General features: G+C 63.7%; 24 protein-coding genes and 1 tRNA gene. 21 read left to right on the forward strand and 4 right to left on the reverse strand.

The features are described from left to right. Window positions 1–5 precede the first annotated feature (5 nt). The 16 genes from ybgC (at window position 6) to O8I58_RS16295 (ending at window position 12,759) form a co-directional block, all read left to right on the forward strand. Entirely contained in the window at window positions 6–458 is a 453-nt protein-coding gene (ybgC, locus tag O8I58_RS16220; RefSeq protein ID WP_298318342.1) for a tol-pal system-associated acyl-CoA thioesterase, read from the forward strand. 23 nt (window positions 459–481) lie between these two features. Then, window positions 482–1,255, forward strand: coding sequence for a protein TolQ (tolQ, locus tag O8I58_RS16225; RefSeq protein WP_298318345.1), 774 nt, complete (start codon window positions 482–484; stop codon window positions 1,253–1,255). Between the two features lie 10 nt (window positions 1,256–1,265). Next, window positions 1,266–1,715 carry a protein TolR gene (tolR, locus tag O8I58_RS16230; RefSeq protein WP_298318349.1) on the forward strand — a complete coding sequence of 150 codons (450 nt, stop codon included), beginning with the start codon at window positions 1,266–1,268 and terminating at the stop codon, window positions 1,713–1,715. Beyond that, window positions 1,705–2,730, forward strand: coding sequence for a cell envelope integrity protein TolA (gene tolA / locus O8I58_RS16235; protein WP_298318351.1), 1,026 nt, complete (start codon window positions 1,705–1,707; stop codon window positions 2,728–2,730). Before tolR ends, tolA begins: the two co-directional genes overlap by 11 nt. A gap of 88 nt (window positions 2,731–2,818) precedes the next feature. Beyond that, window positions 2,819–4,147, forward strand: a complete 1,329-nt coding sequence (gene tolB / locus O8I58_RS16240) for a Tol-Pal system beta propeller repeat protein TolB (RefSeq protein ID WP_298318354.1) — start codon at window positions 2,819–2,821, stop codon at window positions 4,145–4,147. Window positions 4,148–4,237: 90 nt separating this feature from the next. Continuing rightward, window positions 4,238–4,753 (forward strand): peptidoglycan-associated lipoprotein Pal, encoded by a 516-nt coding sequence (pal, locus tag O8I58_RS16245; protein ID WP_298318357.1) that lies wholly within the window; start codon window positions 4,238–4,240, stop codon window positions 4,751–4,753. A gap of 178 nt (window positions 4,754–4,931) precedes the next feature. After that, window positions 4,932–5,771 (forward strand): tol-pal system protein YbgF, encoded by an 840-nt coding sequence (gene ybgF / locus O8I58_RS16250; protein WP_298323079.1) that lies wholly within the window; start codon window positions 4,932–4,934, stop codon window positions 5,769–5,771. A 114-nt stretch (window positions 5,772–5,885) separates the two neighbouring features. Next, the gene (queE, locus tag O8I58_RS16255; RefSeq protein ID WP_298318361.1) at window positions 5,886–6,575 is read left to right on the forward strand and encodes a 7-carboxy-7-deazaguanine synthase QueE; all 690 of its coding nucleotides are present in this window, start codon (window positions 5,886–5,888) and stop codon (window positions 6,573–6,575) included. A 70-nt stretch (window positions 6,576–6,645) separates the two neighbouring features. Then, window positions 6,646–7,311: a 7-cyano-7-deazaguanine synthase QueC gene (gene queC, locus O8I58_RS16260; RefSeq protein ID WP_298318364.1), complete on the forward strand. Its 666-nt coding sequence runs from the start codon at window positions 6,646–6,648 to the stop codon at window positions 7,309–7,311. A gap of 73 nt (window positions 7,312–7,384) precedes the next feature. Next, window positions 7,385–7,460, forward strand: a tRNA-Lys gene (locus O8I58_RS16265). Window positions 7,461–7,597: 137 nt separating this feature from the next. Next, window positions 7,598–8,938, forward strand: a complete 1,341-nt coding sequence (locus O8I58_RS16270; RefSeq protein ID WP_298318366.1) for a tyrosine-type recombinase/integrase — start codon at window positions 7,598–7,600, stop codon at window positions 8,936–8,938. Window positions 8,939–9,267: 329 nt separating this feature from the next. After that, window positions 9,268–9,984 (forward strand): hypothetical protein, encoded by a 717-nt coding sequence (locus tag O8I58_RS16275; RefSeq protein ID WP_298318368.1) that lies wholly within the window; start codon window positions 9,268–9,270, stop codon window positions 9,982–9,984. A 124-nt stretch (window positions 9,985–10,108) separates the two neighbouring features. Then, complete coding sequence (locus tag O8I58_RS16280; RefSeq protein ID WP_298318370.1) at window positions 10,109–10,330, forward strand: helix-turn-helix transcriptional regulator; 222 nt, start codon at window positions 10,109–10,111, stop codon at window positions 10,328–10,330. After that, window positions 10,327–10,653: a hypothetical protein gene (locus tag O8I58_RS16285; RefSeq protein ID WP_298318373.1), complete on the forward strand. Its 327-nt coding sequence runs from the start codon at window positions 10,327–10,329 to the stop codon at window positions 10,651–10,653. Before O8I58_RS16280 ends, O8I58_RS16285 begins: the two co-directional genes overlap by 4 nt. Before the next feature lie 35 nt (window positions 10,654–10,688). Next, window positions 10,689–10,940: a hypothetical protein gene (locus O8I58_RS16290; RefSeq protein ID WP_298318376.1), complete on the forward strand. Its 252-nt coding sequence runs from the start codon at window positions 10,689–10,691 to the stop codon at window positions 10,938–10,940. After that, complete coding sequence (locus tag O8I58_RS16295) at window positions 10,933–12,759, forward strand: DUF927 domain-containing protein (protein ID WP_298318378.1); 1,827 nt, start codon at window positions 10,933–10,935, stop codon at window positions 12,757–12,759. Before O8I58_RS16290 ends, O8I58_RS16295 begins: the two co-directional genes overlap by 8 nt. Before the next feature lie 832 nt (window positions 12,760–13,591). On the opposite strand, the gene arsB is transcribed toward O8I58_RS16295, so the two are convergent. Next, window positions 13,592–14,647, reverse strand: a complete 1,056-nt coding sequence (arsB, locus tag O8I58_RS16300; protein ID WP_298323083.1) for an ACR3 family arsenite efflux transporter — start codon at window positions 14,645–14,647, stop codon at window positions 13,592–13,594. Beyond that, complete coding sequence (locus tag O8I58_RS16305; RefSeq protein ID WP_298318384.1) at window positions 14,647–14,967, reverse strand: ArsR/SmtB family transcription factor; 321 nt, start codon at window positions 14,965–14,967, stop codon at window positions 14,647–14,649. Before O8I58_RS16305 ends, arsB begins: the two co-directional genes overlap by 1 nt. Before the next feature lie 38 nt (window positions 14,968–15,005). Between O8I58_RS16305 and arsH the strand changes: the two genes are divergently transcribed. The 5 genes from arsH to serB all read left to right on the forward strand — a co-directional run bounded on the left by arsH (window position 15,006) and on the right by serB (window position 20,609). Continuing rightward, window positions 15,006–15,743, forward strand: a complete 738-nt coding sequence (gene arsH / locus O8I58_RS16310; RefSeq protein ID WP_298318386.1) for an arsenical resistance protein ArsH — start codon at window positions 15,006–15,008, stop codon at window positions 15,741–15,743. Further along, the gene (arsC, locus tag O8I58_RS16315; RefSeq protein WP_298318388.1) at window positions 15,740–16,162 is read left to right on the forward strand and encodes an arsenate reductase (glutaredoxin); all 423 of its coding nucleotides are present in this window, start codon (window positions 15,740–15,742) and stop codon (window positions 16,160–16,162) included. The genes arsH and arsC overlap by 4 nt, the downstream gene beginning before the upstream one ends. A gap of 9 nt (window positions 16,163–16,171) precedes the next feature. Then, window positions 16,172–16,600 (forward strand): arsenic resistance N-acetyltransferase ArsN2, encoded by a 429-nt coding sequence (arsN2, locus tag O8I58_RS16320; RefSeq protein ID WP_298318391.1) that lies wholly within the window; start codon window positions 16,172–16,174, stop codon window positions 16,598–16,600. A gap of 1,277 nt (window positions 16,601–17,877) precedes the next feature. After that, window positions 17,878–19,728, forward strand: coding sequence for a chloride channel protein (locus O8I58_RS16325; RefSeq protein WP_298318394.1), 1,851 nt, complete (start codon window positions 17,878–17,880; stop codon window positions 19,726–19,728). Window positions 19,729–19,895: 167 nt separating this feature from the next. Further along, window positions 19,896–20,609 carry a phosphoserine phosphatase SerB gene (gene serB, locus O8I58_RS16330; RefSeq protein ID WP_298318397.1) on the forward strand — a complete coding sequence of 238 codons (714 nt, stop codon included), beginning with the start codon at window positions 19,896–19,898 and terminating at the stop codon, window positions 20,607–20,609. An 87-nt stretch (window positions 20,610–20,696) separates the two neighbouring features. Here the strand turns inward: serB and O8I58_RS16335 are convergent, their stop codons facing one another. Then, on the reverse strand, window positions 20,697–21,656 hold the full coding sequence (locus O8I58_RS16335) for a transaldolase (RefSeq protein ID WP_298318401.1): 960 nt from the start codon (window positions 21,654–21,656) through the stop codon (window positions 20,697–20,699). 46 nt (window positions 21,657–21,702) lie between these two features. Beyond that, a complete protein-coding gene (locus O8I58_RS16340; RefSeq protein WP_298318404.1) occupies window positions 21,703–22,668 on the reverse strand; it encodes a LysR substrate-binding domain-containing protein in 966 nt (321 codons plus the stop codon). Between the last annotated feature and the right edge of the window lie 82 nt (window positions 22,669–22,750).

Below are 22,750 nucleotides of genomic sequence, written 5' to 3' on the forward strand. Positions count from 1 at the left end.
GTCCCTTGTCAGAGTCTTCCAAGCCTGCCCAGCCGGTTACCGACGCATTCAGTTGGCCGACACGCGTCTATTGGGAAGATACCGACGCTGGCGGGGTGGTCTATCACGCGCAATACGTGGCTTTCCTGGAACGTGCGCGCAGTGAGTGGATGCGCGCACGCGGCCAGATGCAGGAGCAGCTGCGCTCGGACCACGACCTGGTCTTCGTGGTGCGCGCCATGCAGCTGGATTTTCTCAAGCCTGCACGCCTGGATGACCTGTTGAAGGTCACCGTGTCGGTCAAGCAGGTGCGACGGGCGAGCATCGTGTTCGCCCAGACCATCTGGCGCGAGGACCAGCAGCTGCTGACGGCCGAAGTCAAAGTGGCGGCGGTGTCCGCTTCTGCGTTCCGCCCGGTAGGGCTGGACGCGGCGCTGTACGAAACATTCAAGTTGTTGGAAGTCCCGACAACCCTTTAAGCGTAAAACCGAGGAAACAACGGATGATTGGATTGCTCCTGGCGCTGCAGGACACCGTGACCGAGGCGCTGCCGGCGGAGACCGCCAACGCGGCCGCCCAGGCCACCGCACAGGTGACCCATACCAGCATCAACTACTTCGAGCTGCTGCTCAAAGCCAGCCTGCCGGTCAAGGTGATCGTGCTGCTGCTGCTGGTCGGCTCGCTGGTCAGCTGGGTGATCATTTTCCGCAAGGCCGGCGTGTTCAAGCGCGCCAATCGCGATGCGGACGAGTTCGAAGGCCGGTTCTGGTCCGGTGCCGACCTCAACAAGCTGTATTCGGTGGCCACCGACCGCGGCCGCGTGGTGACCGGGCTGGAGGCCATCTTCGAAGCCGGTTTCCGCGAATTCGCCCGCCTGCGCGACAAGCGCCGGGCCGATCCGCGCATCCAGCTCGAAGGCGCCCAGCGCGCCATGCGCACCGCCTACGTGCGCGAGATCGATGCGCTGGAACGCAACCTGGAGCTGCTGGCCAACATCGGTTCGACCGCCCCGTACGTGGGCCTGGTCGGCACCGTGTTCGGCATCATGGTGACCATGCACGACATGCTCAACAGCGGTGAGCAGGCCGGCATCGCGGCCGTGGCCCCGGGTATTTCCGAAGCCTTGTTCGCCACCGCCATCGGCCTGTTCGTGGCGATCCCGGCGGTGTGGGCCTACAACCGCTTCACCACCCGCGTCGAGCGCATCTCGGTGCGCTACGAAACCTTCGCCGACGAGTTCAGCTCGATCCTGCAGCGCCAGACCGGCGAAGACTGAGGGCTCGCCCATGCAATCGGCCATTTCGCGCAGTCGCAAGCGCCGCAAGCTGAAGTCGGAGATCAACGTCGTGCCGTACATCGACGTGATGCTCGTGCTGCTGATCATCTTCATGGTGACCGCGCCCATGCTGACCCTGGCGGTCAACGTGGACATCCCCAAGTCGACCGCCCGTTCGGTCGACAGCAAGGCCGATCCGGTGATCGTCACCGTCGATGGCGACGGGCGCTTCTTCCTGAAGCTCAAGGACGCCGAAATCCAGGAGTTGTCGCCGGAGGAACTGCAGGCGCGCCTGGCCGCCTTCGTCAGCGAGAACAAGGACATCCCGGTATTCCTGGCTGCGCCCGGCGATGCCAATTACCAGAAGGTGATCGACGCCACCAGTCTGATTTCCAAGGCGGGCGTGACCAAGGTCGGCCTGATGAGCAAACCGGGCGGCGCAGGCGGCAATGCACGCTGAGGCGTCCCACTTCGAGCGCCACGATCCGCGCGACCGTCCGGGCCCCGCCGTGGGCCTGGCCGTGGGCGTGCACGTCCTGTTGCTGCTGCTGATCATCGCCTCGTCCTATTTTCACTGGAACGACGACCAGGCCGAAGCCGCCGCGGGTTCGCCGGCGATCGAGGCTTCGCTGCAGATGTCGGCCTCGGACATGCAGGCTGCGCAACAGGCGATCCGCGAAGCGTCCAAGGTCGAGCCCAAGCCAACGCCGCCCACGCCGATGCCCCAGCCGGTGGCCGAGCAGGACACCGTGCCGCCGCCGCAGCCGGTCCCCGAGCCCAAGCCGCAGGATTCGCCGGTGCCACAGCAGCAGGTGGCCCAGGAGCGCGTGCCGGTGCCCGATCAGGTCAACCAGGAAGAGGCCAGCCGCCTGGCCATCGCCCAGGAAAAGGCCGAGAAGGAGCAGGAAGCCAAGCGTCGCCAGGAGCAGATCGACCTGACCGAGCAGAAGCGTCAGGAAGAAGCCGAGCGCAAGCAGCGCCTGGCTGCGCAGCAGCTGGAAGACGACAAGCAGAAGAAGCTTGCCGCCATCCGTGCCCAGCGCGAGCAGGCCACCAACCAAGCCAAGCTGGCCGAGCAGAAACTGCGCCAGCTGGCGGATGTGCGTGCCAAGCAGGCCTCGCAGCAGCAGGCGTCTTCCCCGGCACAAGCCGCCGCGGCCGCCCCGCAGGCGGGCCAGAACGGCACCGACACGGGCTTGCTGGCCAAGTACCAGGCGGCGATCCAGAGCGCGGTGATGAATCAGTGGACCCGTCCGGATTCGGTTCCGGTGGGGACGCGCTGCAAGGTCGAGGTCACCCAGATCGTCGGTGGCGAGGTCATTTCGGCGCAGGTCCAGTCCGGTTGTCCGATGGATGCCCAGGGCCAGCGTTCGATCGAAGCAGCCGTCCTGAAAGCGCAGCCGTTGCCGTACCGTGGCTTCGAGTCGGTGTTCAATCGCCGCCTGATCTTCACCTTCGAGGCGCAGGACCGTTAATTCACGCGGTCTTGGCGTTCATAATTGCGAAAGTGTTCACGCGCCGGCTGGTATCCCTAGCCGGCCATTTTTCCAAAGCCCAGCCTTCATGAAGAAACTGACGCAGTATTTCGCCATGTTCGTCTTCCTCTTCCTGCCTGCGGCGGCTTTCGCCCAGAGCCAGGGGCTGGAAATAAACATCGTCGGCGGCAATCCGTCCGCGCTGCCGATCACGGTCGTGCCGATGCCCTACCAGGGTTCTGGCGCTGCGCCGACCACCGATGTGTCGCAGGTGGTCCGCGCCGACCTGGAGCGTTCCGGTACGTTCCGCACCCTGCCCGAAGCCAGCATCGTCGAGAAGCCGACCCGTGGTTCGGAGATCCAGTACCCGACCTGGCGTGCGCTGAAGCAGGACTACATCGTGGTCGGTCGCGTGCTGGATGGCGGCAATGGCGCCTTCCGGGTCGAATACGAACTGTTCGACGTCGCCAAGCAGGAGCGCCTGCTCGGCCTGGCCATGACTGGCCGCGCCAACGCCATGCGCGATGTCGCCCACCAGATGGCCGATGCGATCTACGAAAAGATCACCGGTATCCGCGGTGCCTTCTGGACCCGCATCGCCTACGTGACCCAGACCGGCCTGGGTGCCAACGCGCGCTATGCGCTGATGGTCGCCGACTCGGATGGTTTCAACCCGCAGACGATCGTGCGTTCGGCCGAGCCGCTGTTGTCGCCGTCGTGGAACCCGGATGGCCGCAAGCTGGCCTATGTCAGCTTCGAGCGGGGCAACTCGTCGATCTACATCCAGGACATCACCACTGGCGCACGTGAGCTGGTCGCCAGCTTCCGTGGCATCAATGGCGCCCCGGCCTTCTCGCCGGACGGCCGCAAGCTGGCGCTGACGCTCTCGCGCAGCGGCAACCCCGAGATCTACGTGATGGACCTGGGCAGCAAGGCGCTGACCCAGATCACCAACCAGTACGGCATCGATACCGAGCCGACCTGGAGTGCCGACGGTGGTTCGATCTACTTCACCTCCGACCGTGGTGGCCGCCCGCAGGTCTACAAGGCGCCGTCCAGCGGCGGTGGCGCGACCCGTGTGACCTTCGAAGGCAACTACAACGCCACGCCCACCGTGTCCTATGATGGCAAGAAGATCGCCGTGGCCCAGGGCAGCGGCAACACCTATCGCATTGCCATGATGGATTCCAGCACCGGTTCGCCGCGCTGGCAGACGCTTTCGCCCGGTTCACTCGATGAGTCGCCGAGCTTTGCCCCCAACGCCTCGATGATTTTGTATGCCGCACGCGAGGGTGGTCGGGGCGTGCTGTACGCCGTTTCCGCAGATGGCCGCGTCCGCCAGCGACTGGTGCTGGCGCAGGGCGATGTGCGTGAGCCGGCGTGGTCCCCGTACCGGACCGCTGCGACGCAAAAATAATGCGGACGGGCCATTCCGTCGGCTTAATGTTGCGTTAAACTAGCGCACGTTTGTATCCACCATCCCGGATTCGTGTACCAAGGAACCCAAATGAACACCACTTTTCGCGTCGTTGCTCTGTCCCTGATGTCCGTGGCCGTTCTGGCCGGTTGTAAGAAAAACACGAAGGAAGCCGCTCCGCAGCCGGCCGTCGAGCCGCCGCCGGCGATGACCCAGCCGACCGAGACCGCTGGTCTGTACGGCCCGAGCGATCTGGATACCGATGCTTGCCTGCGCCAGCGCGTGGTCTACTTCGACCTGGACCAGGATTCGCTGAAGCCGGAATTCCAGGCCATCATGGCCTGCCACGCCAAGTACCTGCGTGACCGTCCGTCCTCGCGCATCAACCTCGAAGGCAACACCGACGAGCGCGGCAGCCGCGAGTACAACCTGGGTCTGGGCGAGCGCCGCGGCAACGCTGTCTCCTCCGCCCTGCAGGCCGCCGGTGGTTCGGGCGCGCAGCTGTCGGTGGTGAGCTACGGCGAAGAGCGTCCGACCTGCACCGAGTCGAACGAAGACTGCTGGGCCAAGAACCGTCGCGTCGAAATCGTGTACACCGCGAAGTAATCGACGTCTGACCGGGCCACCGTTCGCGGTGGCCTACCAGGGCCGGTGAGCGGGCGGGGCAACAGGACATAACCTGTCTGCCCGGCCAGTCACCGGCCCTTTTCATTGGCCGGCCATGATTCAATGCCGTTTCCCGTGGGAAACCCGCACTTTTTGTCACGTGAGCACCATGCGTCCAATCAAATTCCGCATTCTCCTGCCGGTCCTGCTGCTGTCGCTGGGATTGGCACCGACCGCCTTTGCCCAGCGCGCAAGCCTGGCAGACCGCGTCGCCGCGCTTGAAGCACAGTCGACCAACACCCAGGGCAATACCGACCTGCTCAACCAGGTCAACCAGCTACGTAGCGATCTGACCGACCTGCGCGGCACGGTCGAGCAGTTGCAGAACGAAAACGCACAGCTCAAGCAGCGTGCCCGCGACCAGTATCTGGATCTCGATGGCCGGCTTGGCCGCCTGGAAGGTTCCGGTGGTGGCGCCGCACCTGCGGCATCCGCCGGTGCCGTGCCGCCGGTGGCATTGCCGCAGCAGGGCGGGAGCGCTTCGGCACAGCAGCCCAATCCTGCGGTGGGTGCGAATGCGGAAGCCGCGCCGTCCGTGCACGGCGATGCCGGCGCCATGGCCCAGGCTGGTGACGAGCGCACGGCTTACGGCGTGGCGTTCGATGCGCTGAAAAAGGGCGAGTACGCCGACTCGGCCAATCTGTTCACCAGCTTCCTGCAGCTGTATCCCAGTGGCGTGTATGCGCCCAACGCGCTGTACTGGCTGGGTGAGAGCTACTACGTCACCCAGAACTACCAGATGGCCGCCGACCAGTTCCGTGCGCTGCTGTCGCGCTATCCGACGCACGACAAGGCATCCGGTGCATTGTTGAAACTCGGCCTGGCGCAATACGGCCTGGGCAAGGTCAACGATGCAGAGGCCACCCTGCAGTCGGTGATCCAGCAGTATCCCAATAGTGATGTCGCCCGCACCGCAGAAGATCGCCTGCATTCGATCCAGGTTGGCCAGATCCGCTGATGCGCGCCGGCCCCTTCCGGGCCGTTCCATGTTGTTGTTTTGAAGCTCATTGAACGCCACTGCGAGGTCTGCGGTGGCGCATCCATTTTAGAAAGACGTGTCAGAGAGACCGAAATGAACGCCGCCGCCGTTGCCCTTCCCAGCCACATTGAACAATCGCCACAGGACCGGCTGAAGATCACTGAGATCTTCCTGTCGCTGCAAGGCGAGGCCGATGCGGCCGGCTGGCCGACGGTGTTCGTGCGCCTGACCGGCTGCCCACTGCGCTGCAGCTACTGCGACACCGCCTACGCCTTCCATGGCGGCACCTGGTGGGAGATCGACGACATCCTGGCCGAGGTCGCGCGCCAGGGCGTGCGCCATGTCTGCGTCACCGGCGGCGAGCCGCTGTCGCAGAAGCGTTGCATCAGCCTGCTCAAGCGCCTGTGCGATGCCGGCTACGACGTGTCGCTGGAAACCTCCGGCGCCATCGACGTCTCGCAGGTCGATTCGCGCGTGTCGCGCATCGTGGACATCAAGACGCCAGGTTCGGCTGAAGAACACCGCAACCGCTGGGACAACCTGCCGCTGCTGACCGCGCGCGACCAGATCAAGTTCGTCCTGTGCGGCCGCAGCGACTACGAATGGGCGCGCGAGATCGTGCGCGAGCACGCACTGTCCGCGCGCTGCAGCGTGCTGTTCTCACCGTCCAAGGATCAGCTCACGCCACGTGACCTGGCCGACTGGATCGTCGAAGACCGCCTGCCGGTGCGCTTCCAGATGCAGCTGCACAAACTGCTGTGGAACGACGAACCCGGCCGCTGAGTGACCGACGGCGCGTCGTGGCGCTAGGCTATGCATTCCCCGGCCTGTCTCGCCGGCAAGAAGAAACCCCATGAAAAATGCAGTTGTTCTCGTTTCCGGCGGGATGGATTCCGCCGTGGTCCTGGCCATGGCCCGCGCACAGGGCTTCAATGTCTACGCCTTGAGCGTGCAATACGGGCAGCGCCACACCTCCGAACTCGATGCCGCCGCGCGCGTGGCCAAGGAGCTGGGTGCCGCTGCGCACAAGGTCGTCAATGTCGACCTGCGCAGCATTGGCGGCTCGGCGCTGACCGATGACATCGATGTGCCCGAGGCCGGCGGCGCCGGTATTCCGGTCACCTACGTGCCGGCCCGCAACACCATCATGCTGTCGGTCGCGCTGGGCTGGGCCGAGGTGCTGGGCGCTGCCGACATCTTCTGCGGCGTCAACGCCGTGGATTATTCGGGTTATCCCGACTGCCGCCCGGACTTCATCGAGGCCTTCCAGGCCTTGGCGAACCTGGCCACCAAGGCCGGCGTGGAAGGGGCGGGCATCAAGGTGCACGCGCCGCTTCAGTTCCTGAGCAAGGCCGACATCGTGCGTGAGGGCGTGGCGCTGGGCGTGGACTTCGGTTCGACCGTGTCCTGTTACAACGCCGACGCGGCCGGCAAGGCTTGCGGCCATTGCGATGCCTGCCGGTTGCGTGCCGATGGCTTCGTCGACGCTGGCGTGGCCGACCCGACCCATTACGCCTGATCGGCGCCGATTCGCGCATCGGTGACCTGATGCGGTAAAATCTCCGGCCCGGCGCAATGCCGGGTCGCAGTACGGGCCGTTAGCTCAGTCGGTAGAGCAGAAGACTTTTAATCTTTTGGTCGATGGTTCGAATCCATCACGGCCCACCAGATAGACATCCCGTGACGTACTCCGGTTTACTGCAAACCCCGCATTTGTCGGGGTTTTTTGTTGCCCAGCATCCTGTGACATCCCCGCGTGTCACTCTAAGTCACCCAATTTTGGCGGTAAGTTTGACGGTACATGGATGGCGGAAGCGGTCCGTACCGCAAAAGCGGATTTCAGGAACATGCCGAAGCGAATCGCTCCACTGTCAGCGTCCCAGGTCCAGAACGCAAAGCCGAAAGAGGGCAAGTACAAGCTGCGGGATGGTGGCGGTTTGTTCCTCTGGGTCATGCCCGACGGGGCAAAGCTCTGGCGCTGGGACTATCGGCGTCCAGTGACGAGTAAACAGAACACAATCGGCTTTGGATCGTACCCGGCGGTGAAGCTGGCAGATGCCCGTGAGCGCGTCCGTGTGGCTCGCGAACTCCTTGCCAGGGGGGTAGACCCCAGTGAGCAAAGGAAGGCCGAACAGGCCGCAGCCAAGGAGCATGCAGCCAACACATTTGCTGCTGTCGCCGACGAGCTGCTGCGACAGCGCGCGACAAAGGTGGTCAACGGAACGACTGACCGTGAGCGTCGCTTGCTTGAGAAGGACTTGGCTCCCTACATCGGAGCGCGCCCTATCGCCAATGTCACCTCGCCGGAGTTGCTTGCCGCCCTGCGAAGGATTGAAGCGCGCGGCGCGGTGGAGACTGCCCACCGGGCCCGCCTGCTCACTAGTCAGGTCTTCAAGTACGCCGCTGCCACGGGGCGTGTGCCTACGAACTACAACCCTGCGTCCGATCTCATCGGCGCGCTCGCCCAGCCGGTCAGTCGGAACTTCGCAACCATCTACGACCCTCAAAAGGGGCAGGATGATTTGAGCAAAGTGGCGGACCTGCTGCGGGCGCTCCACGGTTACCAGGGCACCCCAGTGGTTATGGCGGCCTTGAAGTTGGCCCCGCTGGTGTTCGCCCGGCCGGGGGAGCTGCGGCAGGCCAAGTGGTCGGACATGGACCTTGAAGTAGGGGAGTGGCGTTACGTCGCAAGCAAGACGAATCCGTCGCACATCGTGCCGCTGGCCTCCCAGGCGATAGGGATATTGCGAGAACTCCACCCCCATACGGGAAGGGGGGTCTATGTGTTCCCCAACGCTCGGAAGAAGGGGCGGCCGATGAGCGAGGCAGCGATTAATGCCGCCCTTGGGTACATGGGGTTTACGCGGGAGGAGATGGGCAAGGATGGGCGCACACGAATCGTGCCCACAATGACCGGCCATGGGTTCCGGGCGATGGCACGCACAGTCTTGGATGAAGTGCTGGGGTACCGGCCGGACTTCATCGAGCACCAGCTAGCCCATGCAGTGAAGGATGCAAACGGACGTGCCTACAACCGGACGGCGCACTTGGCTGAGCGGCGGAAGATGATGCAGGGGTGGGCGGACTATCTGGATGGACTTCGCACAGGCGCAAACGTGGTGGCGTTCAAGTCCAAGGTGGGTTGAACCTAAAAATTGTACGAGCCGCTGAGAAAAGCGAGTAGTCACGCTCGGGCGCTCATTAAACGTAGGACGCCGCAGTGCATGCCAATACTCAGAGTCGCCATGGTTACCGCTGCGCCCTCGTAGCTGGCACTGACTCGTTTGCATTAGTCCTTCAAGCCCTAATTGCTGGGACGGGTAGCAGAAGCGAAGAATGACGCGGTTGTGACGATGCCTGCCGCAGACATAAGTGTTTGGCAATCTAGTGGCCTCACCTCGCCCGACGTGGGTTAGAAGCCGGTCACCCTGCCGGCCTGGTGCGGCCTCTCTTTCAGGGGCATAGGCGTGCTTGAGTGGTTTGGATCGATCCGGATTTCGTTTCTCAGTTGCGGTTGCCGCCAGTGAATGCCGGGCGACCAGCCTGGACATATTGGAAAAACCTCGCCTATGTCGCTGCAAAGGACGCGGTATTCCTGTCCTTCAACATTGATCCACTCCGTCTGGAGCTGCCCGATCCCGGCACCGAGCTTTGGGAACGGTGGGAATTTGTTCGGAGCCATATATCCGCTGGCACTTTGCGGGCGGAGGATGCCAGTAGGTCGGGAGACAAGCGGCTGATCAAGGCCGTCGTGCTGTGTGAGTTCCGAACGTGGGGTGAATCCTTGCCAGTCCCATTCCTGTTTCCGGACGAGTTTCCAGGGGTGAAGGTAGGAGACGTGCGTAGCCACGAATATGAGTTGCCATCGCGCCTAGAGGCGTCTGCACCGATTCGAGCGGAAGAATCCGCTGCACTCGCCCAGCCACAGCAACGCGCACGCATGCCTGGTCGGTTGATTGACCTTGCCCTGAAGGGCATAGGGTGCGCTGCGAGCAAATCTACAGTGGTTGAGGTGACCGACCATTTGCGCAGCTGGGACGCGGCCAAGGCCCGAGAACATGGGCTGCGTATTGAAGGTGGCGGACTTCTTTACTTCCATCAGGACGGTAATTTCAGGCCGCTCACCTCGAAACAGGTAGCCGATGCGCTCACCAATAGACGGAAAGCTGAGAGGCGCACAGACGAGAGATGAGCGTGTTAGTGCGGGTTAGTTCGTTTTAGAACGTGTTAGCGCGGAACGCGTGACTGAGCTGGTTTCATCACAAGAATGCACTAGCAATCCCGGGACTCCCCTGGGAATTGCCAGAGGTCTTGAAGTGAACCCCCACGTTCTCGTTGTACCCGTCCCCCCCAATCCGCTTGCTCACACCGACATCCTTACCCCCAAGCAGGTTGCCGCCGAATACCAGCTGTCCGAGCGCACGCTCGCTAACTGGCGTTCGCTGCAGAAAGGCCCCCGCTTCCTGAAGTTCGGCGAGCGCTCTGTGCGTTACCGCCGCGCTGACCTGGAGGCGTTCATCGCTGGGGGTGCGGAATGAGCACCTCCGTTACTGAGCTGGCTAACATCGGCCTGAAGGCCATTGTGGCGCAGCAGGCGATCGTGGCGCGCAAGGCAGCCGCCGTTGAGTACCGCGGCCGCCTCGCGGACTGGAAGGCCGCCCACGGCATCCTGGAGCACCTCCCGACTGACCATCTGCTGCTGCACCGCATGTGTGAGGAAGTGGGCAGCTCGGCAACCGGCATGGCTTATGGCAAGGCCAAGACGGCCGAGAAGAACGCCAAAGCCCGTCTGCTGCGTGCGGTTCGCAAGGTGCGCCTGGCGACGGCCGCGCAGGCCGACGCGCCGGAGGTAAGCGGCTGATGCCACGCTCTCAGAAAGAGGGGAGCCCCGGCCTGATGGCCGGGGCTTTCGTGCACGTGGCCGCCTCCAATCGTCTGCCCCGCGATGCCAGCGAGGTGGCATCGCGCCTGCGTCGCCGCCTGTCCGCTTTCTCGCTGGCGATGGACACGGCGTGCCGGGACGTGGAGGCAGTGCAGCGCATGGCTTTCACGCTCGCCGCAGGCTTCACCCTGACCGACGAGGAGCGCCGCGAACTGGGTGCCATCGCTCTGCGGCTGTTCGATGCCCAGGTGGTGCTCAATGACTGACATCGGCACGCCCGCCTTCGAACACCAGGAGACTGACTCCCACGCCGGGAACATCGAGAACACCGGGAACATGCTTGCGCCGCAGGAGTTTCAGGCGTCCCCGGTCAGTTCCCACCACGAAGAAACCGGGAACAGCCTCACGCCCCACTTCGAGAACCTGCCGCAGTTGTCCGGCCAGCGCGCAGGCATCTACTGGCTCAAGGGCAAGCACAAGGAATGGATTTGCTCGCCCCTGATCGTGGCTGCACGCACCCGTGATGCCAGCGGCGGCGAATGGGGGCGGCTGCTAGTGTTCGCCGACCGCGACGGCCGCGAGCACCGCTGGGCCATGCCCATGTCGATGCTGGCCGGTAATGGCGAAGTGCTACGCGCCGAACTGCTGCGACAGGGGCTGGAGATTGCCACCCGCCCCGCGCAGCGCGGCAAGTTGCTGGACTTCATCCAAGGCGCAGACGTGGAGGTGGCCGCGCGCTGCGTGACCCGCACCGGCTGGCACGGCGATGCCTTCGTCCTACCGGATCGCGCCTATAACGAGCGTGGCGAGCCCATCATCTACCAGGCCACCAGCCTGGAGGCCACCGCCTTGTCGCGTGCTGGCACCCTCGAAGGGTGGCGTGAGCGCGTATCTGCCGCTTGCGCTGGCAATAGCCGTCTGGTGCTGGCAGTCGCTACCGCATTTGCTGGCCCGTGTCTGGGGCTGCTGGAAATGGAAGGTGGCGGGTTGCACCTGCGCGGAAGCTCCAGCGTGGGCAAGTCCACCGCTCTACAGGTGGCGGCAAGCGTGTACGGGCCGCCCGAGTTCGTACGGACTTGGCGCCAGACCGACAATGCGCTGGAGGGTGTGGCGTCGTTGCACTCGGACATGTTGCTCATCCTGGACGAAATCGGCGAGCTGGACCCGAAGCACGCGGGCAGCGTGGCCTACATGCTCGCCAACGGCCAGGGTAAGGGCCGGGCGAACCGGAACGGGGCAGCCCGCGTGGCGGCACGCTGGCGGTTGCAGTTCCTCTCCTCCGGCGAAATTTCCATGACCGATCTCATCGAGCAGGCGGGTGGCAAGGTGCGCGCCGGCCAGGAGGTCCGGGTACTGGACGTACCGGCAGACGCGGGCGCTGGCTACGGTCTGTTCGACCATGTAGACGGCCACCCAGGCCATTTCGCCGAAGCATTGAAGGCGTCGGCCACCAAACACCACGGCCACGCCCTGCACGCGCTCCTGGAGGGGTTGGCGGATAACGTGCCGGGCCATCGCGCATGGCTTAGCGACCGGGTTCAGGTTCTCGCCGATTCGATGACCATGGACAATGCAAGCGGACAGGTCCGGCGTGCGGCCAAGCGCTTTGCAGTGATCGGGGCAGCCGGTGAGCTGGCGACCCGATTCGGCATTACGGGATGGTCCAACGGCGAGGCGGAGCGCGCGTCGAGCAGGTGCTTTGCGGCTTGGCTGGCAGCACGCGAGACCACTGGCAACTCCGAGCCGGCGGCCATGCTCACTGCAGTCCGCGGGTTTCTGGACGTTCATGGCGAATCACGTTTCGCGCGTTGCGGCAACGACGCGGCCGCATCCAACGTGAAGACGGCCAACCGCGCAGGTTATGTGCGCTATCCGAGTAACGAGCCCGAATACTTGATCTTCCCCCCTACGTTCAAACAGGAGGTCGCGCGCGGCTTCGATTACAAGGCTATCGCTCGCTTACTGGAAGAACATGGCGCGCTGATCACGGACCCCGGCCGCCTGACACATAAGTTCCGTCCCGCTGGCGGTAATCCGGGCAACTTCTTCCACATCACGCCCAAGCTGTGGGAATTGGAGCTGTGACCATTACGACAGAGACTCTGTTCCCACGCTAACCCGGCTGGGAACAGGCCGGGAACGGTGAAAGCCTTTCAGGAGAGGATGTTCCAGTGGTTCTCAGTGTTCTCAGTGGACACGGCCACTCTGGTGCAGCGGGCCCTTCGGCGGCATTCAACCGACACCAGCCGGGCGTCAGCTCGGCTTTGACCGCTTCAGTTGGCTGCGGTACGGTCCCAATTGCTCGATTCGAACGTACCGCACCACCACTGTTACGTGGAGAGCGGGCGGATGGATCGACAAGCCCCGCTTCGGCGGGGTTTTCTTTTTCCAGGGCGCCCCACTTCCGGTACGTCGCAGGTGAGCCCCAGATAGTCAATCTCCGGCAGCACTACGTGCGCGATGTGCTTGCCTGCCCTGAGCGAGTCCAAAGCTTCGACCCGGTGACCGACGAGATCGATATGGTGTTGGACGCGAGCCAGGGCTGCTTTCCAGTCCTTGGCTGTCTCGCGCCGGTTGCCGTTGGCTGCACTGCAGTCGGCGCGACTGGAAAACACCTCACTCCCGTTGCCCGCACCGGACTGTCGCAGTACCTTAGGTGTCGAGCCCCGATTCTGTGAACCACTTCCGCGCCTCCATAGGCGGTCAAGTCGTACAGAGTCGGGGTTTCCTTTTTCGGAGCACGCGACGCTTTTCTCAGTTACCAATGGAAGACACGTAAAGGGAAGTGCAGCGGCAACGGCAACCATGTCAGCAGCACTCTTTGCCAGCCAAGCCCAGCCTAGTGCGGTAGCTGCCACGTCATCCCATGAGACATTTTAGACGTCGCCTCTCGGCTACAAGCGGACACCGAGAGTGATCAGTGCTTAGCGAAGTGCCGTTGCAACCTCATAGCCAGACTGACCAGCACGATCAGCACCGGCACCTCAATCAGCGGTCCGATCACAGCTGCAAAAGCGACGGGTGATGCGATTCCGAATGAAGCCACTGCAACCGCAATCGCCAGCTCGAAGTTGTTGCCTGTGGCGGTGAAGGCGATGGCCGTCGTGCGCGGGTAATCCTTCGCGATGAGCTTGCCCAGGGCAAAGCTGATGGCGAACTGGATGAGGAAGTAGAGCGTCAGCGGCACTGCGACCCTCACGACATCCAAGGGCAGGCGGACCACGTCGCCGCCCTTCATCGCGAACATGACCACGATGGTCAGCAGCAGCGCCACCAAGGTGATCGGGCTGATTGCAGGCAGGAAGCGATCCCGATACCAGTCCGCCCCTTTGCTGCTGATCAAACAGCGCCGTGTGATGTAGCCAGCCGCGAAGGGAATGCCCAGGTAGATCAGCACGGCCTCGGCAACCGGCCAGAACCCTACGTCCAGCACGACGCCCTGCAGACCCATTGCGCTCGGGAGCACTGACAGGAACAACCAAGCGTAGACGCTGAAGAACGCGATTTGGAAGATCGAGTTGAATGCGACTAGCCCAGCAACGTATTCGTTGTCGCCGCCAGCAAGCTGGTTCCAGACCAACACCATCGCAATGCAGCGCGCCAGGCCGATCAGGATCAGGCCGGTCATATAGCCGGGCTGATCCCGCAGGAAGATGACCGCTAAAGCGAACATCAGCACAGGACCGACAACCCAATTCTGCAGTAGCGACAAGGCCAAGACCCGCCGGTCCTGGAAGACGACGCCCAGCTGCCCGTAATCGACCTTCGCCAAGGGCGGGAACATCATCAGGATCAGGCCGGCCGCGATTGGTAGATTCGTGGTCCCGATGGTCAATGCATCGATCTTGCCCTGCACGCCCGGCACAAGCGCACCCAAGGCTACTCCGACACCCATCGCAATGAATATCCATGCGGTGAGGTAGCGATCAAGGAACGAGAGCCGCCCAGGGCGCGTTGTAGCCTCGGTAGACATCAGCAGCACTTCGCCTGCACGTCGCAGGTCTCCTGCTCGCCCGCGCAGCAGTTCTCAGTCAGGTAGCCGACCAGGCCGGTCATGACATCGAAGTTCGCGCGGTAGCAGATCGTTCGACCCCGTTGCTCGCCCGCAACCAAATCGGCAGCGGCTAGCTCCTTCAGATGGAAGGACAGCGTGGGTGCGGGCAACGACAGGGCCTGGGCAATCTCCCCTGCCAATTTCCCGCCGCGACCAGCTTCGACCAGCACGCGATAGATGGACAGGCGTGTGCCGTTGCCTAGCGCCGCCAGGGCGCGAACTGCTGTGGTATGTTCCATATTTCCAGAATAGTTGAAACGTCAGTCAGGGACAACCAATGCTCGACCTCCCCAACATTGATTCCGGCCTGCTGGACGTGCCCAGCCTTGACCGGCTTACCGTCGGACACCCGCACGCCCACAAGCCGCGCATCCTGATCCTGTATGGCTCGCTCCGCCCGCAGTCCTTCAGCAAGAAGCTGGCGCAGGAGGCGCAGCTCCTACTGGAGCACTTCGGCGCCGAGACCAGGCTGTTCGACCCACATGAGCTGCCGATGCTGGATGCCGTGCCACCCGATCACCCCAAGGTCCGCGAACTGCGTGAGGCTTCCATTTGGTCTGAAGGCCAGGTCTGGGTTAGCCCTGAACGACACGGGACGCTGACGGCCGTGCTGAAGAACCAGATCGACTGGCTGCCCCTGGAAGACGCCGGCATGCGTCCTACCCAGGGACGGACGCTCGCCGTAATGCAGGTCAGCGGCGGCTCTCAGTCCTTCAATGTGGTCAACGCGCTGCGTGTGCTGGGCCGTTGGATGCGGATGGTGACCATCCCCAATCAGTCATCCGTGCCCAAGGCGTGGCAGGAATTCGATGCCAACGGCCGTATGAAGCCGTCCGCCTACTACGACCGCGTGGTGGACGTGATGGAGGAACTGGTGAAATTCACCTTGCTCGTCCGGGACCGCAGCGATTACCTGGTGGACCGCTACAGCGAGCGCAAAGACAGCGCGGCTGCAGCCGCCCTAGCACTGGCCTCGGGCGCTGTGGCAGCAACTAGCGAGGAGACCGCGTCATGAAGGCAACCATCTATCACAACCCTGCCTGCGGCACGTCGCGCAACACGCTCGCCCTGATCCGACACGCCGGCATTGAGCCAGAGGTGATCGAGTATCTGCAGCAGCCGCCGACCAAGGACAGGCTCACTGACTTGATTCACCGCGCTGGCTTGTCTGTGCGCGAAGCGATACGCCAAAAGGGCACGCCGTTCTTGGAACTCGGCCTCGATAATGAAGCCCTGACGGACGATGCGCTGCTGGATGCCATGCTCGCCACGCCTGTCCTTATCAACAGGCCGTTAGTCGAGACTGACCTGGGGGTTCGTCTCGCACGACCTTCTGAGGCGGTCTTGGACATCCTGCCGCCACTACCCAGCCCCTTCCAAAAAGAGGACGGCGAGACAGTGCTCGACATCAGGACTCCGAGCGCCAACAGCTAGAGGAGCTTCATGGAAATCATCGTGCCGATTGCACTGGACGAGCGGGTCTTGGGCCTGCTCGTATCCAGTGGACTGCCCGTCGAAGACCTGCGCGATGGTGTGCCACGGCTCTACGCTGGTGTCGAGGATGACGGCCACCTTATCGGCGTCGTGGCGATTGAGGTTCACGACGGTGTCGGCTTGCTGCGCTCGCTCGCTGTTCGTCCAGACGCGCGCGGCGCGGGCCTGTCCTTGGCGCTGATCGGTGCCGGCGAGCGGTTGGTGGCACAAGCAGGCATCGCGCGACTGTTCCTACTGACCACGACGGCTGCGCCGCTGTTTGAACGCTGTGGTTACGTGGAGACCGCCAGGTCGGAAGCACCTGATGCGATCCGTTCGACCCAGCAGTTTTCTGGAATGTGCCCGTCTTCGGCGAGCTTCATGTCCAAGAGAATTTAGCCCAGCGATTGGGGAACTATGGGTTGGACCTTGGTCGCGCAATCTATTCGAACCTCAACAGAACGAGACCCCGCCGGATGTCCGCTTGGGGTCGCGGGTTCAAACGGTCGAAAGCTGCCACTCAGGCGCGCAGCGTGGCTACTGGTCATTTATAGCCGCCAATCAACACCGAGACTAAGACGCATCGCTGACGGGTGAGCGAGCCTTTGCAACCAGCTTTGCCAGCGCTGTTGAAGGGCAGCCAGAGTCGGCCAGATAAGGAGCTGGCGGCGTGACTAGCTTCCACTCACCACGCACTGGGAGTACCACCACATTTTGGGCTAGGCGGTACGGGGGCGCGGTCTCGTTCATGCGATTTCAAGTCTGGAACATAGCCACGTGCTGGCGTGTCGAGATGGGAGGTTCATTGCCCTAGTCTGCATGCCAAGGCCAACCGCTCAGGGGGACAAGATTGGAGCGTCGCAACGGCTTCAGCGTGTCACCGAACAGGGCACTCGCGAGTTAGGCTATTGCTGCCCCCCCGCTCCCACACCGCCGTCGGGCAGCACGGCGCGGTCGTGCGTATCCCCGCCAGCCGCATAACGAGCAGCGGTCGAACCGGGGGGGCTTCCGATTTCACCACCGAGGCTTTGCCCGGCCGGACGATTGATGAAGCCTCTGCCGAACTTACCCGCCTCCCTGCTATCGACACAGGAGCATGGCAAGTCCAAGCAGCCCAGGTGGACTCGCCCGCACGCCATCCAGGAATGGGGGTTCAACCCCCCCATCCCTTCGCCAAACCTTGGCAAGAACTGGGTCGCGCGCGTACGCGCGCGAGGGCTGGCGTAAGTGCGAGGGCTCTATTCGCTGATTGAAGGCATCCGGAAGCAAAACGCCATCGGCAACATTTAGCGGTATTTTTGGCGGTACATGGGTTTGAAAAAACACAGTTGTCCTTGTCGTGCAAAGGTGTGAGGCTGCTATTCGATAGAATCACGGCCACCATGTGCATCAGCGATCTAGAGCGCCTCCTTGGCGCTCTTTTCTTGTCTCCGAAAAAATCCCGCGACTGGTGCCGGTTCCAGGATCTGTGGCTCGCGGCGAGCTGTCGATGATGCAGGGGGAGTCTCGTCGCTGGCGATGTCGCGTTGCGTGCCGCTGACCTTCTAGGGCTGATCGAATGCCGATCAGGTCTCCGGCGAGCCGGGGAATTTCGCGATGTACGCGTTCATTTTCGAGCCAGCTACTGAGGTGGCATTCACGTAGCCTTTTGTTTTCGTCAGTTTCGGCCGAGTGCCATGCAAGAGAATCCCGTCGATCCGCCCACGCGCGCGGCGCTTCCGGTTGCCCCGTCGATGAGTGCGACGCTGGCCGAGGCAGGCATGCCGCGGCAGTTCAATCCGCTCGATCGCCGCGTGCTCTGGATCAGCGCGCTCGCCATGGTGCTTGGCGGGGCCGTGGCAGGCATCGCCCGCCTGCTGACCGGGCTGATCGGGCTGGTGACCAACCTGGCGTTCCATGGTCGCTGGAGCTTCGAATTCTCCAGTCCGGCCGGCAATCAACTTGGCTTGTGGGTGATCGCGGTCCCGGTGATTGGCGGCCTGATCGTCGGCGTGATGGCGCGCTGGGGTTCGCGTGCGATCCGGGGCCACGGGATTCCCGAGGCGATGGAACAGGTGCTGCTCAACGAGAGCCGTATTCCAGCCCGCATGACCTGGCTCAAGCCGGTGTCTTCGGCCGTGGCCATCGGCACGGGCGGTCCGTTCGGTGCGGAAGGGCCCATCATCGCCACCGGCGGTGCGGTGGGTTCGCTGATCGGCCAGCTGCTCCATGTGACCGCGGACGAGCGCAAGACGCTGCTTGCGGCTGGTGCCGCGGCCGGCATGGCTGCGGTGTTTTCCGCGCCCGTTTCGGCGGTGTTGCTGACGATCGAATTGCTGCTCTTCGAACGCCGGGCGCGCTCGCTGATCCCGGTGGCGCTGGCCGCGGTGATCGGCACCGGCGTCCGTTACGCGCTGGAAGGCAATGCGCCGATGTTTCCCATGCCGGACGTGGCATCGCCCGGGTTGTTGCCGATCGCCGCCTATATCGTGCTTGGGTTGATCACCGGGATCGTGGCGGTCGGCGTCACCAAACTGGCCTATGCCATCGAAGACGGCTTCGAGAAGCTGCCGATCCACTGGATGTGGTGGCCTGCACTGGGCGGCATCGTGGTCGGCGCGGTGGGGTATGTCATGCCGGCGACGCTTGGTGTGGGTTACGACAATATCGCCGCCGTCCTCGGTGGACGGATGGCGCTGGGCGGCATGATCGCGCTATGCCTGCTGAAGCTGCTTTCGTGGTCGGTAGCGCTGGGCAGCGGCACATCTGGCGGGACCCTGGCGCCGTTGTTCACCATCGGCGGTGCGCTGGGTGGCGTGGCAGGCGTGTTGCTGGCGAACTGGGCACCCTGGCTGGGCGTTGATCCGCGCCTGGCGGCACTGGTTTGCATGGCGGCCATCTTCGCCGGTTCGTCGCGTGCCTTCCTGACTTCGGTGGTGTTCGCTTTCGAGACCACGCAGCAGCCGCACGGCCTGCTTCCCCTGCTGGGTGGCTGCGCGGCGGCCTACCTCATCTCAGGTCTGATGATGCGCAACACCATCATGACCGAGAAGATCGTCCGTCGCGGTGTCCGGGTGCCGTCGGAGTATCTGGCTGACCACCTCGACAAGATCGCGGTAGGGGATGCATGCAGCAGGGACGTGGTGAGCCTCGATGCCTCCCAGCGCCTGGACGATGTGCGCAGCTGGCTGCTCGAAGCCGAAGCCCGGGCCAGGCACCAGGGATTCCCCGTGCTGGACGACCGTGGCCAGGTGATTGGCGTTGTCACAAGGCGCAATCTGCTTGGTCCACCCCTGCAGGGCGATCCGCTGGTCGGCTCATTGATCAAGCGCAGCCTGCTGGCCGTGCGGGAAGACCATTCACTGCGTGAGGCCGCGGACCATATGGTCGAATCCGACGTCGGCCGACTTGTTGTCCTCAGCAGGGAGAAGCCCCATCGCATGGTGGGCATCCTGACCCGCGGTGACCTGCTCGCCGCGCATGCGCAGCGGTTGCGCGAGGCCCGGCATCTCAATCGCCACCTTGGCCGGAAAGCGACGACGCGCTGAGTCTGCCGGCGAGGGTCCGGAGTATTTCCTGCATCATGAAGGGCGTGCGCTGGCTGCCCTGGGGCGCTTTTCCGTTCCTGGTGGCCGGGAATCCGGGCTATCCGCCAGCCGATCCGGTCTTTACCCTTGCAGGCCCGTAGATTCTCGCCCGGCGTTGCATTCCGCCCATGACCGAACCGACTCATTCCGTGCCCGGCCTGACGACCCGTGGAATCAATACGCCGCTGTCGCTGCGCGACTACCGCCTGATCGCGTTCGACATGGACTCCACGCTGATCACCATCGAGTGTATCGATGAGATCGCTGACGCGGCAGGACTGAAGGAGCAGGTTGCAGCGATCACCGAAGCGACCATGCGCGGCGAGATCACCGACTTCCGCGAAAGCCTCACCCGTCGGGTGGCGTTGCTGAAAGGCGTGCCGGTCGAGGCGCTGCAGGCGGTGTACGACGAGCGCCTGCAGCTGACGCCCGGTGCGGAAACGCTGGTGGCCGCGTGCAAGGCCGCCGGCCTGAAAGTGCTGCTGGTGTCCGGTGGGTTCACCTTCTTCGCTGAACGCCTGCGTCCGCGGCTGGGGCTGGATTTCGTGCGCGCCAACTTGCTGGAAGACGCCGATGGCGCGCTCACCGGGCGCGTGCTGCCGCAGGCCTGGGGCGATATCTGCGACGGCGCGGTCAAGCGTGCCACGTTGCTGGAGGTCGCCTCGTTGATGGGGATCGACCCGGCGCAGACGATCGCCGTGGGCGATGGTTCCAACGACATCCCGATGATGCAGGCCGCCGGCCTGTCGGTGGCATTCCACGCCAAGCCGAAGGTGCGCGAAGTGGCCGATGTGTCCATCGGCGAAGGCGGGCTGGATCGACTGCTGGAGCTGTTCGCCTGACGTTTTGGCGTTCGCACAACACGCCGTTGTTTCAGTAAAAAAGCCGCCGCGGGTGCAGATCCGCGGCGGCTTTTCTACGATCAGGACTCAGGCCAGACGACCGGCGATCGTCTTGCGCACGGCCTGCAGGTCATCGACGAAGGCCTTGATGCCATCGGCGAGTTTCTCCCTGGCCATCGGGTCGGCGTCGATGTCGGCCTTGAATTTGGCCGCATCCACCGGCGTGTGGCTGCCGCCTTCGGCCTTGGCCGGGACCAGCTTGGCGGGCAGGTCGCCGTGGTCGGCGTCCAGCTTGTCCAGCAGGTCGGGCGAGATGGTCAGGCGGTCGCAGCCGGCGAGGGCTTCGATCTGCTCGGTGGAGCGGAACGAGGCACCCATCACCACGGTCTTGATGCCGCGACGCTTGAAGGTGTCGTAAACGCCACGCACGAACTTCACGCCCTGGTCGTCGTCGATGGTCGCCGGTGCCTGGCCATTGGCCTTGTACCAGTCCAGGATGCGGCCAACGAACGGCGAGATCAGGAACGCGCCCGCCTCGGCGCAGGCGATGGCCTGGGTCGGGTTGAAGATCAGCGTGCAGTTGGTGTCGATGCCGTCGGCCTGCAGCTGGCGCGCGGCTTCCACGCCTTCCCAGGTCGAGGCGACCTTGATCAGGATGCGGTCCTTGGACACGCCGGCTTCGGCGTACATGGCGATGAACTTCTTCGCCTTGGCCACGGTGGCGGCGGTGTCGTAGGCCAGGTCGGCGTCGACCTCGGTCGACACCCGGCCCTGGATCAGGCCCGACAGTTTGGTGCCCACGCCGATGGTCAGGCGGTCGACGACTTCGTGGACCAGTGCGTCGGTCACCGCGCCCTGGCTTTTGGCCCAGGCGATCTGTTCGTCGATCAGTTCGGCGTAGACCGGCAGGTCCAGCGCTTTCTTCACCAGAGTGGGGTTGGTGGTGCAGTCGACCGGCTTCAGGCGCTTGATCGCGTCGAAGTCGCCAGTGTCGGCCACGACCACGGACAGGTTGCGCAGTTGTTCGAGTTTGCTTGGGGACGTCATGGTCTTCTCGATCCGTTTATCTGTTCTTGATTCGGGAAAAATGTTCTCACGCACGACGTTGCGTGGTCGTGGATGCTTTCTTGCGCGCAGGTGGCAGCGCGCGGGTGGTGGCCGGATCCAGCAGGTCGGCCGGCAATTCGCGGAACACCTGTGCCAGTTGGGTCAGGAACGTGTTCATGGCCGAACTCTTGCGCCAGACCATTGCGATGCGGCGACTGGGGTGCGAGTCGCTGAAGCCGAGCAGGTGGATGTTGTCCGAGCGCGCCACCGGTGGCTTGACCGCCAGCGTGGGCAGCAGGGTCATGCCGACTTCGGCGGCGACCATCTGCCGCAGCGTCTCCAGGCTGGTGGCGCGGAATTCGGATTTTTCGTTGGCGCCGGACAGGCGGCAGACTTCCAGCGCCTGTTCGCGCAGGCAGTGGCCGTCTTCCAGCAGCAGCAGCTTCTGCTCGTTCAATTCGGCCAGGGTCAGGCTGGCACGTGATGCCAGTGGGTGGTGCTCGGGCACGGCCAGGACGAAGGGTTCCTCGAACAGGAACTCGACGTGCAGCTGGTCTTCGTCGATGGGCAGGGCGAGCAGGCCGGCGTCGAGCCTGCCTTCGCGCAGGCGCTGCAGCAGCACGTCGCTTTTCTCTTCGACCAGCAGCAGTTCCAGCTGCGGGAAGCGCGCGCGGATGGCGGGCACCACGTGCGGCAGCAGGTACGGGCCCAGCGTGGGGAAGATGCCCAGCTTGACCGTGCCCGCTTCCGGGTCCTGGCTGCGGCGGGCGGCTTCCTTCATCTGGTCCACTTCGGCCACGATCCGGCGCGCTCGCTCGGCGGCATCGCGGCCTGCAGGCGTCAGCATCACCTTGCGCGGGGCACGCTCGACCAACGACACGCCCAGTTCGTCCTCCAGCTTCTTGATCTGGGTGGACAGGGTGGGCTGGCTGACGAAGCTGGCCGCAGCTGCCCGGCCGAAGTGCATGTGGTCGGCAAGGGCGACCAGGTATTTGAGGTCACGCAGGTTCACGCGAGCGGTTCCGCCTTGGGCTGTCCGGCCATCGGTGCCGTCGATGCATTCAACGCCTTTTGCATCGTCTGATCAATCGCTG

Origin of the sequence: Pseudoxanthomonas sp. (assembly GCF_027498035.1) — a bacterium.
In the GTDB taxonomy this organism is placed as follows: domain Bacteria; phylum Pseudomonadota; class Gammaproteobacteria; order Xanthomonadales; family Xanthomonadaceae; genus Pseudoxanthomonas_A.